Annotated in this window: 11 protein-coding genes; 4 read left to right on the top strand and 7 right to left on the bottom strand. The window is 71.8% G+C overall.

From position 1 onward, the window contains the following. Positions 1-8 precede the first annotated feature (8 nt). From treS to KR546_RS08155, 7 genes are all read right to left on the bottom strand, one after another. Positions 9-3,377, bottom strand: a complete 3,369-nt coding sequence (gene treS, locus KR546_RS08185; RefSeq protein ID WP_238444218.1) for a maltose alpha-D-glucosyltransferase — start codon at positions 3,375-3,377, stop codon at positions 9-11. 288 nt (positions 3,378-3,665) lie between these two features. Beyond that, complete coding sequence (locus tag KR546_RS08180; protein WP_238444217.1) at positions 3,666-5,042, bottom strand: alkaline phosphatase PhoX; 1,377 nt, start codon at positions 5,040-5,042, stop codon at positions 3,666-3,668. Positions 5,043-5,223: 181 nt separating this feature from the next. Further along, positions 5,224-5,577, bottom strand: a complete 354-nt coding sequence (locus KR546_RS08175; protein ID WP_238444216.1) for a VOC family protein — start codon at positions 5,575-5,577, stop codon at positions 5,224-5,226. 110 nt (positions 5,578-5,687) lie between these two features. Further along, the gene (locus KR546_RS08170; protein WP_238444215.1) at positions 5,688-6,512 is read right to left on the bottom strand and encodes a helix-turn-helix domain-containing protein; all 825 of its coding nucleotides are present in this window, start codon (positions 6,510-6,512) and stop codon (positions 5,688-5,690) included. A 3-nt stretch (positions 6,513-6,515) separates the two neighbouring features. Further along, positions 6,516-8,171, bottom strand: coding sequence for an ABC transporter permease subunit (locus KR546_RS08165; RefSeq protein ID WP_238444214.1), 1,656 nt, complete (start codon positions 8,169-8,171; stop codon positions 6,516-6,518). Next, positions 8,171-9,109 carry an ABC transporter ATP-binding protein gene (locus KR546_RS08160; RefSeq protein ID WP_238444213.1) on the bottom strand — a complete coding sequence of 313 codons (939 nt, stop codon included), beginning with the start codon at positions 9,107-9,109 and terminating at the stop codon, positions 8,171-8,173. Before KR546_RS08160 ends, KR546_RS08165 begins: the two co-directional genes overlap by 1 nt. Positions 9,110-9,170: 61 nt before the next feature. Beyond that, entirely contained in the window at positions 9,171-9,932 is a 762-nt protein-coding gene (locus tag KR546_RS08155; RefSeq protein WP_238444212.1) for a TetR/AcrR family transcriptional regulator, read from the bottom strand. A 445-nt stretch (positions 9,933-10,377) separates the two neighbouring features. Between KR546_RS08155 and KR546_RS08150 the strand changes: the two genes are divergently transcribed. Genes KR546_RS08150 through KR546_RS08135 form a run of 4 tightly spaced genes read left to right on the top strand, consistent with a single transcriptional unit; the run spans position 10,378 to position 13,634 of the window. Beyond that, the gene (locus KR546_RS08150) at positions 10,378-10,881 is read left to right on the top strand and encodes a hypothetical protein (RefSeq protein WP_238444211.1); all 504 of its coding nucleotides are present in this window, start codon (positions 10,378-10,380) and stop codon (positions 10,879-10,881) included. Continuing rightward, entirely contained in the window at positions 10,878-11,786 is a 909-nt protein-coding gene (locus KR546_RS08145; protein WP_238444210.1) for a DUF4097 family beta strand repeat-containing protein, read from the top strand. Before KR546_RS08150 ends, KR546_RS08145 begins: the two co-directional genes overlap by 4 nt. Then, positions 11,779-12,849 carry an ATP-binding cassette domain-containing protein gene (locus KR546_RS08140; protein ID WP_238444209.1) on the top strand — a complete coding sequence of 357 codons (1,071 nt, stop codon included), beginning with the start codon at positions 11,779-11,781 and terminating at the stop codon, positions 12,847-12,849. Before KR546_RS08145 ends, KR546_RS08140 begins: the two co-directional genes overlap by 8 nt. Further along, a complete protein-coding gene (locus tag KR546_RS08135; protein ID WP_238444208.1) occupies positions 12,846-13,634 on the top strand; it encodes an ABC transporter permease in 789 nt (262 codons plus the stop codon). Before KR546_RS08140 ends, KR546_RS08135 begins: the two co-directional genes overlap by 4 nt. Positions 13,635-13,830 lie beyond the last annotated feature (196 nt).

The following is a 13,830-nucleotide window of genomic DNA, read 5'->3' as shown; positions in this document are numbered from 1 at the left end:
GGTCGGGCTCACCAGCTGGCATCGAGCTGGTCGAGGATGCCGACCAGCGGGATGTCGACCCAGTCGATGCGGTTGTTGAGCTCGTACTCGAGCTCGTAGAGCGTCTTCTCGAGGACGTAGGCGTCCAGGAGCCTGGCGGTCTCGTCGCGCGTGTCGGGCAGGACGTCGGCCGGGGCGTCGGCGAGGTAACCGGCGAGGAAGGCCGCACCGGTCCAGGACCCCCACCACGTCGCGGCAGTGTCCAGCCGGGCCACCTCGTCGTCGCTGACCGCCCCGCGCTCCAACAGGTCCCGGGTCCGGATGTGGGCGGCGTAGTGGTAGCTGCGCAGCATCCCGGCGACGTCGCGCAGCGGCGAGTACTTCAGACGCCGCTCGCTGAGCGACCGGGCCGGTTCGCCCTCGAAGTCCAGCACCACGTAGTCCTTGCCGGTCCACAGCACCTGGCCGAGGTGGTAGTCGCCGTGGATCCGGGTCCGCGCGCCGGACAGCCGGTCGGCCTTGAGGTGGGTGAACCGGTCGAGCACGTCGTCGGAACGGTCCAGCAGTCCGGACAGCGACGGTCGCGGACCCTCGCGCTCGTCGTCGTCGCCCACGCGGCGCACGACCCGCTCCAGCAGCTGCATGGTCCGACGGGTCCGGGTGCGCATCGCCTGGTAGACGCTGCGCTGGTACAGCGCCGTGAAGCCCTCCGGGGCGAAGTCCGGGTCCTCGGAGTCGCTGGCCAGCGCGGCGTGCATCGCGGCGGTGGTCGACCCCAGCTGGCGGCACAGTTGCAGGTAGGGCCCGATGGAGTCCTCGACGGCCTCGGGGAACGCGCGGCGGGCCAGTGCCATCGGCGCGAGGTTGCGCCGGGTCGACGTGACCTCGGTGGGCCACGACTCGTCCAGCCAGCGGTCGGCCGCCGACAGCGCCTGCCTCCACGCGTCGCCCTCGTTGGGGACGAAGCCCTGGAGGATGGCCACGGCCCGGGGCTCGGCCCGGCGCCCGGTGCGATGCTCGATCGCCCCGACGACCGGTGGCACGTTGGCGAAGTCGGTCCGCTCGCTCAGGAACCGGGTCACCTCGAGGTCCGGGTTGACCCCCTCCTCGGGGCGTCGCACCAGCTTGAGGACGTAGTCGCTGCCGAACACCACCGAGGTGTTGGACTGTTCCGCGCCCAGCGGGGTCACGGGCAGGTCCGCCGAGGTGGCGGGCAACGGGTGGCGGTCCGAGCGCCAGGTCGACAGCTCGCCGTGGCGGGTCTCGACCGTGCGCCCACGGCGGATCCCGTCGAGCAGGCGATGGGCGACCGTCGGGTCCCACAGGCCGTCGTAGAGCACGCCGTCGACCGCGTCGTCGGTGCGTGCCCGCACGTCCAGCAGGACCGCCCCGGGCGACTCGTTGGAGATCCGGTGCGCCTCCTCGCCCGAGGCGAACGCCACCGTCATCGCGTAGACGTCGGGGTCGCCGGTCGTGAACTCGACCTCCACCAGCACCAGGGCCGCGTCGCCGCCGGCCGCCACGACCGTGGCGTGGTCCAGCACGGAGACCCGGCGGATGGTGCGGGACTTGCCGGCGAACCAGCGCTGGCCGGCAAGGACCTCCTCCAGGCGCCGGGTGATCGAGCCGAAGTGCTCACCCCGGACCAGGTCGGTCCCGTGCAGGGTGGTGGTCAGCACGGGGGTCGCGTCGGCCTCCGGCACCGGCAGGGTGGACCCGCCCGGGTAGCTGCGATCGGTGGACGCCGGGTCGCGCACCAGCTCGAACCAGTAGTAGCCATACGGCCCCGGGGTCAGGTAGTACGGCCAGTCGCCGATCGGCGGGAACGGGGTCGACCCGAACATCTCGACGGGGATCGACCCGGCATGGTCGGACAGGTCCAGCTCGCAGGCCTGCGCGTAGCGCGACAGGTTGGCCACCACCAGGACGTCGGTGTCCTCGTGGGACCGGATGAACGCGAGGATCTTGGGGTTGTCGACCGGCAGGAAGGTGATGTCGCCCCGGCCGAAGACGTCGTGCTGGCGACGCAGCCCGATGGAGCGCTTCATCCACCACCACAGGGACCGCGGGTTGGACTGCTGTGCCTCGACGTTGACGGTCTCGTAGTGGTACTCGGGGTCGATGATGGTCGGCAGGAACAGGCTCTGCGGGTTGGCCCGCGAGAACCCGGCGTTGCGGTCGCCGTTCCACTGCATCGGCGTGCGGACCCCGTCGCGGTCACCGAGCCAGACGTTGTCGCCCATGCCGATCTCGTCGCCGTAGTACAGCACCGGGGTGCCCGGCATCGTGAACAGCAGCACGTTGAGCAACTCGATCAGGCGCCGGTCGTTGTTGAGCAAGGGCGCCAGGCGTCGCCGGATCCCCAGGTTGATGCGCATCCGCGGGTCCGACGCGTAGGTGCGCCGCATGTAGTCGCGCTCCTCGTCGGTGACCATCTCGAGGGTGAGCTCGTCGTGGTTGCGCAGGAACAGGGCCCACTGGGTGTTGTCGGGGATCTCCGGCGTCTGGGCGAGGATGTCCAGGATCGGGAAGCGGTCCTCCATCGCCACCGCCATGTACAGCCGGGGCATCAGGGGGAAGTGGAAGTTCATGTGGCACTCGTCGCCGTCGCCGAAGTAGGCGGCGGCGTCCTCGGGCCACTGGTTGGCCTCGGCCAGGAACAGGCGGTTGTCCCACTTGTCGTCCAGGTGGGAACGCAACTCCTTGAGGAACTCGTGGGTCTCGGGCAGGTTCTCGCAGTTGGTGCCCTCGCGCTCGTACAGGTAGGGGATCGCGTCCAGCCGCAGGCCGTCGACACCCATGGCCATCCAGTGGTCGAGCGCGTCCTTGACGGCGGTGCGCACGGCCGGGTTGTCGAAGTTGAGGTCCGGCTGGTGGTGGTAGAAGCGGTGCCAGTAGTGCGCCTCGGCCTCGGGGTGCCACGACCAGTTCGACCCCTCGAAGTCCTGGAAGATGATCCGGGCTTCCTCGTACTTGTCCGGCTTGTCCGACCAGACGTAGAAGTCACGCTCCGGCGAACCCGGGGCCGCCTTGACGGCGCGGCGGAACCACGGGTGCTGGTCGGAGGTGTGGTTGATCACCAGCTCGGTGATGACCTTGAGGTCGCGGGCGTGGGCCTCGGAGACGAAGCGCTGGAAGTCCCGGGTGGTGCCGTACATCGGGTTGACGGTGTCGTAGTCGGCGATGTCGTAGCCGTCGTCACGCAGCGGCGACGGGTAGAACGGCAGCAGCCACAGCGCGGTCACGCCCAGGTCGGCGAGGTAGTCCAGCTTCGACGTCAGGCCACGGAAGTCCCCGATGCCGTCCGCATCGCTGTCGGCGAACGCGCGGACGTGCAGTTCGTAGATGATCGCGTCCTTGAACCACAGGGGATCATCGGTCGCTGCAGGTGGGACCACGGGTGGGACTCCGGCGGGTCGGGACGCGCGTCACCAACGACGCTAGTGGCTCGCCCCATGCCGGCGACCCCCGGACGACCGGCCATCCGGTCGAATCCGGCCGATTCCCCGGCCATCCGATCGGTGTCCGGGAGTAGGATGCCTGGACTTCCGTGCACCCGTGCGACCGGGCGACGGGACCGTGGCGGTCGAGGGCACCGCCGCCTGCTGGACGTTCGCCCTGCCCGACCCGTCGGGACGGGACTGACGGACGGTCCGCGCGGGGTGCCCCCGACACGCGCCGGTCGGTCACAGGACGCCGTGGTCCCACGGACCCTGGATGGCGAACGTGATCCCGGGGCTCTGCATGTTCACGAACATCGTCGAGCCGTCCGGGCTGAAGCACGACCCGCACCACTCGCTGCCGTTGAGGTCGTTGCGCCCGAAGTCGAAGATCCGACCCTTCTGGTCGATCCCCCGCAGGAAGTCCGGTCCCGAGCCGTCCTCGCACAGCATCAGGCCACCGCCGGGCGAGACGCAGACGTTGTCGGGGGCCTCGAGCAGGTCCGAGTCGGGCGACTCGAAGACCAGGACCAGCTGGCCACCGCTGGTGCCACGCGGGCGGTACTCCCAGACCTGGCCGACCCCGGCGTCGCCGCCACTGGTCGACACGAAGTAGATCGCGCCGTCGCCGTACCAGGCGCCCTCCAGGCGGTCGAAGGTCGCGGCCCCGCCGGCGATGCCCTGGCGGTACACCCCGAGGGCGTCGTTGCCGGACGGGTCCGGGTCGGCGATGTCCACCCAGCGGACCGGCAACGGCTTGCCGACCCGCTGCCCACCCCGCGTGTCGTAGTTGGGCTGGTCCTCGATGGCCAACATCTGCAGCGTGCCCCCGTCGGCGAGCACACCGGGGGTGGTGGGCACGAAGCGGTAGAACCCGGACGTCCCGCGGTCCTCGGTCTCGTAGACGTACCCGGTGGCCGGGTCGACGGCGACGGCCTCGTGGACGAACCGACCCATGTCGCGCAGTGGCACGGGGTCGACCGGGCCGGTCGCGTCCGCCGGCACCTCGAAGACGTAGCCGTGGTCGATGGTCGGGAAGCCGGTGCCGTAGTCCTCCTCGCAGGACAGCCACGAGCCCCACGGGGTCGGTCCGCCGGCGCAGTTGCGCGTCGTCCCACCGAGGCTGATGAACGCCTCCTCGACGACGTTGGCACGCAGGTCGTAGAGGAGGTTGGTGGTGCCGCCCGAGGAGCCCTCGTCGTACAGCGGGACGCCGTCGGCGCGGGTGTCGGGGCTGGCGTTGGGGCTGAGCTCGTGGTTGCGGACCAGGCGGACGCGATCGGGGTCGCCGGCGACCGGGAAGGCGGCCATGCCGTCGTGGTTGCCCGGGGTCGGGTTGCCGTCCGACATGACCTCGCCGGTCAGGCCGAAGGCCGTGTAGGTGAACCCCGCCGGCAGCGACAGCAGGGGCGCGCCCCAGGGGTTGTCGGTGCGGGTGTCGGGCACCAGGGGCCCGTAGCCACCGTTGTCGGGCGAGGTCCCACCGCGGTTGTTGCCGACGCCGGGGTTGGCCGACGCCATCGTCGCGGACAGGTTGAGCAGGGTGCCGGAGGCGGTGCCGACCGCCGCGGCGGCGACGGCGGAGCGCAGGAACGAGCGCCGGTCGAGGGTGATGTCGGACACGGGGGGATCTCCTGTGGGAGCGGACGTCCGGACGGGTCTGTCCGGGTGCGCTCCGCACGCTACGGAGGCCCCCCACACGGGCCGGTGACGGTGACCACACGCGCGGGTGAAGGCTGGGTCAACATCGGCCAACGTCCGACCTGGGCGTGGTCCGACCCGTGCGAGGTTCGGCCCGGGCCGGTCAGCCGGCGGAGATGCAGAACGGGTGCCCGGCCGGGTCGAGGTAGACCGTCCAGCGTTCCTCGCCGGGCTGGAAGTCCGGGACGCTCCCGCCGAGCTCGACGACGCGGTCGGCGAACGACGACGGGTCGGGACCCTGCAGGTCGAGGTGGAACTGCTTGGTGTCGGCCGGCCACCCCGGCGACGTGAACCCCTCCACCTCGTCGAAGTACAGCGTGGCTCCGGGGGCCTCGACCGCCGCGACCCCGTCGGCGTCGTGGGTCACCTCGCCGTCCAGCAGGGCGGCCCAGAAGGCGGCCGTCGACGAGGCGTCCTGGCAGTCGATGCAGATGGCGGACAGGGTGGGGTGGGTCATCGTGCGGTCTCCCGTTGGTCGGAGCGAACGTGGCGGCAGCCACGGTGGCGGACGACCTGGGCGCGGCCTTGAAGGAACACGCCACGCCTTGCGGTCGACGTCGTCCGAGGTCAGTCGGGTGATTCGTCTGGCCGGTTGTGGCTGGCGTAGGCGGCCGGGGGCATCCCGAACGCCTCGTGGAAGTCACGCACGAGGTGCGCCTGGTCGCTGTAGCCCAGGTCGTGCGCGACCGCCGACCAGTCGACGTCGGTGCCGCCCCTGGCCCGCTCGCCGGCCTCGTACAGCCGGTAGCGCCGCAGGACCCATTTCGGTGGGACCCCGACGTGGTCCCGGAAGCGACGTTGCAGGGTCCGGACGCTCACCCCGGCGCGCTCGGCGAGGTCGTCGACCCGCACGAGGTCGGGGTCCGCCGCCGCCCGCTCGACCAGCCGGGACGTGTCCTCGCACGGATGGTGCTCGTCCGGCACGCGCGCGGCGATCCAGTCGTCGACCAGGCGGTGGGCCTGGTCGGGATCCGCGGCACGGGCCACGGCGTCCGCGAGGTCGTCGACGGTCCCGCCGAGGAGGGCCCGGGCGGGGCCACTGCGGTCGGTGAGCTCGTCGGCCGGCAGGTCCACCAGCACGCGCAGGCCAGCGGGCCGGAACATCGCGCCCAGGGCCCAGCCGGTCCCCTCCAGTCGACGCGCGAACGTCCGCGTGGCCACGCCGCCGAGCGTCGCCGCTGCGTCCTCGATCACCAGGTTGGCGACCGGGTGGGTCAGGACCCGCTGCTCGTGCACGAAACCGGGAGGCAGCGACCAGGCGGCCACCCAGGTGCGATCCAGCACGCGCGCGGCCCGTGGTGACGGGGCGAAGCGGACCAGGGACCACTCCCGGGTCGCCCGGTCCGGCGCCACGATGCCCCGGGCATCCTCGTCCAACTGCTCGACCTCCATCCCTCAACCACGAAGGTCGCGTCGGGCGAACATGGGCACGGCGAGCACGACCAGGATCGTGATCGTCACGACGAACAGCCCGACGTCGGTCCAGTCGACCCCGGTCAGCAGCGGGTCGCTGCCCAGGTACCAGTCGAACGGGGACCAGTCGGCCCACCCCGCCAGGTCCTGCGACAGGGGCAGGAACGACCAGGCGAAGTAGGCCAGCAGGGCCACGCCGGTGGCCGTGGACGTCGCCCACCGGACCCGGCCCGTCGCGGCGCCGACCAGGAACGCCACGGCACCCATGACCAGCCCCAGCAGGCCGCCGAGGGACATGGTGACGACGACGTTCGGCAGCGACACGTCCAGCCCCCCGAGCAGCGCCCCGGCAAGTGCGCCGATCGACGCGATGACCACCAGCGCGACCGCGTACAGCACGAGCACGGCTGCCTTGGCGAACAGCACCCGGGAGCGCGACACCGGGTTGGCGAGCAGCAACCCCATCGTGCGGTCCGCCTCCTCGCCGGCCAGCGACTTGGCGCCCACGCTGACCAGGACCGTGATGAACCCGATCGGCACGACCAGCGAGAACAACTCGGCCTGCAGCCAACCCGCACCCGTGGAGATGTCTGCCTGGCCGATCATCGACATCAGGGCATCGGGGAACTGGTTCATCGCGTCGGCGAAGGCCTCCGGGATGAGGTTGTACATCGGTCCGTAGTACAGGCCGAGCATCGCCACGATGCCACCGACCACGACCAGCAGCGCCTGGTGGTCCGACGACGCCTTGGCGACCAGGGACGACACCCGGGCCGACCCCGCGACGCGGTCGGCGTAGCGCTGGGTCATCGGGTGGCTGCGCAAGCGGTCGACCAGGGTCGTGCGCCCCCGTCGCTCCCGCAGGTCTCGTCGGTTGACGCCGACGAAGGCAACTGCCGCCAGCAACGCGGCCGTCCCCAACTGGAGCGCGAGGTAGCCAGCGTCGATGCCGTTGGCCGCGGGGTTGGCACCCGAGAACCAGTACCACGGGGACACGGCGGCCCAGTCGGCGACGTCGGGGAACAGCGGCACGATCGACGCGGCCAGGTAGGAACCGACCATCAGGCCAGCCGCGGCGCCGGACGCGGCCGTGCGGTTGCCCGTCCAGGCCCCGATGGCGGTGGCCAGCAGGCCCCACAGGACGGCGTTGGCCCCCAGGTGCACGAGCAGGGCCACCAGGTTCACCCCGCTGACGTCCTGGTCCAGGACGGCGGGCGACGCGAGGCCACCGATCCACAGCAGCACCAGGCCGAACACGCTCAGGACGACCATGGCCGTCGTCTTGGCCCCCAGGAGCCGGCTGCGGCTGCGCGGGTTGCCCAACAGCAGGCTGATCGTCCCGTCACGCTCCTCGCCGGCGACGCCGCTCGCCCCGATCGAGATCGCGATCCCGGCCAGGGTCAGTGCCCCGAGCAGGTTGTAGATCGACCCGTAGGCGAGCCCGGCCAGTCCCCCGACGGCCGGGTCGATCCCGGCCAGCTGCTGGGCGGCCTCGGGCAGGTCGTAGTAGAAGGACACGTCGAAGTCGGCGTAGATGGCCATGGTCATCCACAGCAGCACTGCCATGGCGATCCCGGCGACCAGCTCGCCGGTCCAGCGGTCGCGGACGGACTTGGCGAAGATCGACGACAGGAGCATCAGGCCATCGCCTCCTCGCGGGACTCCCCATCGACGGCGTCCTCGCGGTAGTAGGCCAGGAAGATCTCCTCGAGGTCGGCCTCCTCGCTGTTGATGTCCACGAGGTGGTGGCGCCCGGTCGCCACGGCGAGCAACTCCTCCATGTGCCCGTCGAAGGACAGCATGATCGCGTTGTCGCGCACCTGGGTGTCGCGAACGCCGGCGACGCCGGCGAACTCCTCGGCCGTCACCGGGGCGTCGAAGACCAACTCGACCCGACGGATCGCCTTGGAGCGCAGGTCGTGGACACCCTCGACGTCGACCAGGCGGCCCTGGCGGATGATCCCGACCCGGTCGGCGACCCGCTGGACCTCCGACAGCGTGTGGCTGGACAGGAACACCGACCGCCCGTCGTCGGCGACCTCCCGCATCATGGTCTGGAACTCCTGCTGGACCAGCGGGTCCAGGCCGGTGCTGGGCTCGTCCATGAGGACCAGGTCGGGCCGGCTCATGAAGGCCTGGATGATCCCGACCTTCTGGCGGTTCCCGCTGGACAGGTCGCCGACCTTCTTGCCCAGGTCGGCCTTGAGACGCGTGGCCAGGGCGTCGACGTGGCCCCAGTCGACCCCACCGCGCAGGTTCGCGAAGTAGGTCAGCAGGTCCTTGCCGGTCAGGTTGGGATACATCGCCAGGTCCGACGGCAGGTAGCCGATGTGGCGGCGGATCTCGACCGCGTCGGCACGGGTGTCCAGGCCGAGGATCGACGCCGAGCCGGCGGTCGGTCGGATCAGGTCGAGGAGGGTGCGGATCGTGGTGGTCTTGCCCGCCCCGTTGGGGCCCAGGAAGCCGAACACCTCGCCGCGGCGGACCTCGAGGTCGAGGTCGACCAGGGCCGGGACGTCGTCGTAGTGCTTGGTCAGCCCGGTCGTGTGGATCGCCGGGTGGGTCGTGCTGGTCATGACGGTGCCTGTCACGTCGGGTCGAGTGTGCGCCCCGTTCCAGCCCGCTGGAGGGATCGGCTCACTCGACGCGTGGGGAGTGGGGGGCTGGCGTCTGCGGCGGGTCCGGATCCGTCGTGCGGGCCGCGTGGTCGGCCTCGGTCCGCCACGCGACCCGGAACCGGTCGTCGGTGAACAGGCCGTCGGTGTAGAGGTCGAGCATCACCGGCGCGATCCGCATCAGCATGTCGACGTGGTCGTCGGCGCCCAGGGCACGCTGCGTGTGGGGCTGGAGCAGCATCTGGGCGAGGCCGGCATTGAGCAGGACCGCGGCATGCGCCTCCGGGTCGTCGCTCGGGTGCAGCACGCCGGCCTCCATCCCGGCGGCGAGGTAGTCGACCGCGTCGTCGAACAGGCGCTGGTAGAGCTGGCGACCGACCTCGCTGTCGTCGGTCAGTGCCCGGACGAGGTAGGCCATCTCCGACGCCTTGTCGCGGGCCAGGTCCTCGTAGGCGGTGTCGGTCGGCGCCATCCCCTCGGTCATGGCGGCGTACTTGCCCGCCCGGATCTCGGCCAGGACGTACTCGTCGACCGCGTCGCGCAGCCCCTGCTTGGAGCCGAAGTGGTGCACGACCAGGGCCGGCGACACCCCGGCGTCCCGGGCGATGGCACGGACCGTCGTGGCCTTGACCCCCCGTTCCCCGAACAGGTGCAGCGCGGCATCGCGGATCCGGGCGCGGGCGGTCCGGTCCTCGTCCGTGCCCGTCGAGGCGGGACCGGCCGGATCCCCGGCGCCCGGGTCGGACCGGTCGGACCGTGTCGCAGAGGCAGATGCTGAACTCATGTTCAGCATCCTAAACATGCGTTCAGTCGCCGTCAAGACCGCGGGCAGGCGAGGGCCACGACCACGGCGAGCGACCTCGCGTGCGCGCTCGTGTCAACGGCTACTGACACAGGGGTGTACGGTCGGAGGACGCCGCCCTGGACCTGCGCACGTGGTGGACCCGCCTCGACGCGTGCCAGGCGGGACGACCGGCACGGTGGCCGACGCACGAACGGGAGGCGCGGGGCATCCACTGCCGGAGACCTGGGGGGCTCCGGCAGTGGATCTCCTCCCAGCGGCCCTCGCGGTGCCTGTCGGTGGCGAGCCCGGGCCTCCTGACCTCCATCCTGTGCTCGCCCGAGTCCCGCGATCCTGGACGCCTGCAGGCCGACGCCGGCAGGGCCCTCGTCCGCTGGGATCACTGTGGCACTTGCAATGGTGCCAAAGTGATGCCATACTGTGCCGCATGGACCTCACCCCGCATGTCGACCACCTCCGACACCAGCTCGCCGTGCTCGCCGACGGCGCCGGGGCAGACGACCAACCGGCCATCGACCGGTTGGTCGCCGCCCTTGAGTCCCCCCTGCGACTGACCCTTCTCGAGGCGCTGTCCACGGCCGCCGACGAGATCACTCGCGAACTCGCGCCCGGCTCCGTGGACGTCCGCCTGCGTGGCGGCGACGCCGAACTGGTGGTGACCCTGCCACCGGCCGACGAACCGGCCGCTCCGCGCAGCAGCCTCCCGCCGCCACCCGAGCCCGAGGAGGGCGAGGGCACCGCGCGCATCAACCTGCGTCTGCCCGAGCACCTCAAGACCGGCATCGAGCAGGCGGCCAACGCCGAGCACGTCTCGATCAACGCCTGGCTCGTCCGCCTGGTCGCGGCCGCGCTCTCGCCCGACGACGTCGACTCCGGCCCGCGACCTCGCGGCGGCCGGGTCGGCCAGTCGTGGACGGGATGGGCCCGATGACCACCACACAGGAGCACGTCCTCATGACCACCTTCGACACCACGGGGCCGGTCCGGGCCCGCATCGACCTCGGCCTGGGCGCCCTGCACCTGCATGCCGGGCAGTCCACCACGACGACGGTGGAGGTCCGTCCCAGCGACCCGTCCGAGCCCGACGACGTCGACGCGGCCGCACGGACCACGGTCGAGCTCGACGGCGACCAACTGGTCGTGCGTGGCCCCGACCGCCAGGGCCTGCCGCTGGTCCGCTCGTGGGTCCGGCGAGGCTGGGGCGGGTCGATCGACGTCACGATCGACCTGCCGGAGGGCTCCGCGCTCGAGCTGAGCGCGGGGTCCGGCGACGTCGACGCGACCGGGCGGCTCGGCAACTGCCGCATCCGGACCGGGCTCGGGTCGATCCGGCTCGAGGCCACGGACGCCCTGGACTGCAAGAGCGGTGCCGGTGGCATCATGGTCGATCGGGTCACCGGTGGAGCCGACGTCACGACGGCGTCCGGACGGGTCGAGCTGGCCTCGGTCACGGGCGACGCGGTGGTGCGCAACTCCAACGGCGCGACCCGGCTCGGGCGCGTCGACGGCCACCTGCGGGTCAAGGCCGCCAACGGACCGATCGAGGTCGGTGTCGCCACGGGCAGCATCGTGGCGAAGTCGGCCAACGGGGACGTGGTCGTCGACGAGGTCGCCTCTGGCAACGTCGTGCTCGAGACCCACGTGGGCGACGTCGAGGTCGGGATCCCCGTGGGAACCGCGGCATGGCTCGACCTGGACGCCACGGCCGGGACCGTCCGCAATGACCTGGCCGCGGCCGACGCCCCGACCGAGGACGGCGCCCGGGTCGAGGTCCGCGCCCGCACCACCCTGGGCCAGGTCCTCGTGCGTCGTCCCCGGGCGGTCGACCATGCGTGACCTCCGAGCTGCCACCACCGACCCCACGACGACACCCGGCCGGGTCGCGCCCGCGATCGAGGTCACCGGACTGCGGCGCTCATACGGCGACCTGCTGGTCCTGGACGGGGTGGACCTCACGGTCACGCCCGGCACGGTGTTCGCCCTGCTCGGCCCGAACGGGGCCGGCAAGACGACGGTCGTCAACATCCTGACGACCCTGGTGGACGCCCATGGCGGCACGGTCCGGGTCGCCGGACACGACGTCGCCACCGAACCCGACCTCGTGCGCCGGTCCATCGGCGTCACCGGCCAGTTCTCGGCCATCGACGACCTCTTCACGGGCGCCGAGAACCTGCGCCTGATGGCCGACCTGCACCACCTCGACCGGCTCGAGGGGTCCCGGCGCGTGTCCGAGCTGCTGGAACGCTTCGACCTCGTGGACGCGGCCGACCGACCCGCCACGACGTACTCCGGCGGCATGCGCCGCCGACTCGACCTCGCCATGACCCTGGTGGGCGACCCGCAGGTGATCTTCCTCGACGAGCCGACCACCGGGCTGGACCCCCGCAGCCGCCGCACGATGTGGGAGGCCGTCACCGAGCTCGTCGATGACGGCACCACCGTCTTCCTCACCACCCAGTACCTCGAGGAGGCCGACCGACTCGCCGATCGGGTGGCCGTCCTCGACCGCGGGACGATCGTGGCCGACGGCACCGTCGACGAGCTCAAGCGACGTGTCCCGGGCGGCCACGTGCGGCTGCAGTTCCCCTCCACGGTCCAGTTGGACACCGCGGCCGCCACGTGGCGCGACGACGGGCGCGTGGTCGGGCGTGACGACCGCTCGCTGACCCTCCAGGTGCCCGGCGACGGCAGCCCCGACTCGCTGCGGGCACTCCTGGACCGGATCGACCGGGACCGGCTGGACGTCGAGCACCTGTCGGTCCACCGACCCGACCTCGACGACGTCTTCCTGGCCCTGACCGGCCGAGGCACCGACCACGACGCGGCCGACCCGGAGGGCGCGACCGGCACCGGCCGGGCCGACCCCGACCACGCCACCGCACCGGAGGCCGTCCGATGACCACCACCACGTTCGCGCTCCGCGACACCTCCACGATGCTGCGTCGCGAGTTCCGCCGCACGCTGCGCTACCCGGTCGGCCCCTCGGTCACGGTCGGGTTGCCGATCGTCTTCCTGCTGCTGTTCGTGTACGTGCTCGGCGACACGCTCGGGGCCGGCCTGGCCGGCCCCGGCGCGGGTCGCGACGACTACCTCGACTACCTGGTCCCCGGCATGCTCGTGCTGACGATCGCCAGTGCCACGTCGGTCACGCCCGTCACGGTGGCCATCGACCGGACCGCCGGGATCATGGACCGGTTCCGGACCATGGCCATCGCCCGGTCCTCGGTGCTGGCCGGGCACGTCCTCGCCAACGTGGCCCAGGCCATGGTGGGGATGGCCGTCCTGGTCGGGATCGCCCTGCTCCTGGGCTTCAGCCCGACGGCAACCCCCGTCGAGTGGCTGGTCACGGCCGGCCTGCTCGCACTCGCGACGTTCGCGCTGATCTGGTTCGCGGTCGCCCTCGGGCTGGTCGCCGACAGCGTCGAGACCGCCAGCAACCTGGCGATGCCGTTGGTGCTGCTGCCGTTCCTCGGCAGTGGGTTCGTCCCGACCGAGTCGCTGCCCACCGGGCTGCGCTGGTTCGCCGAGTACCAGCCCTTCACGCCGATCATCGAGACCGTGCGTGGCCTGCTGCTGGGCACCGCGATCGGCTGGCAGGGCGTCGTCGCCGTCGCGTGGTGCCTGGTGATCACCGTCGCCAGCTGGCGGTGGGCCCGCCACCTCTTCCACCGCGACCCCACCTGACCCCGACCCCTCCCGACCCCGAACCCCCCGTCGAGTGTGCGGATCCCGGCCGCCCGTGGCCGCGAGGAGCACACTCGACGGCCTTGCCGGTCCCCCCCGAACGGTCGACCGGGGCCGCCGCGGGTCGGCACCATCCTCCTTCCGATCGGGACCCGGCGTCGGCAGCGAGTCGGCGTTCCCCCGCTCCCCGACGCGC

The sequence above is a fragment of the Salsipaludibacter albus genome (genome assembly GCF_019798055.1).
Lineage (GTDB): Bacteria > Actinomycetota > Nitriliruptoria > Nitriliruptorales > Nitriliruptoraceae > Salsipaludibacter > Salsipaludibacter albus.
Note: the sequence above shows the minus strand (reverse complement) of the source record. Positions and strands in the feature narration are given on the sequence as shown.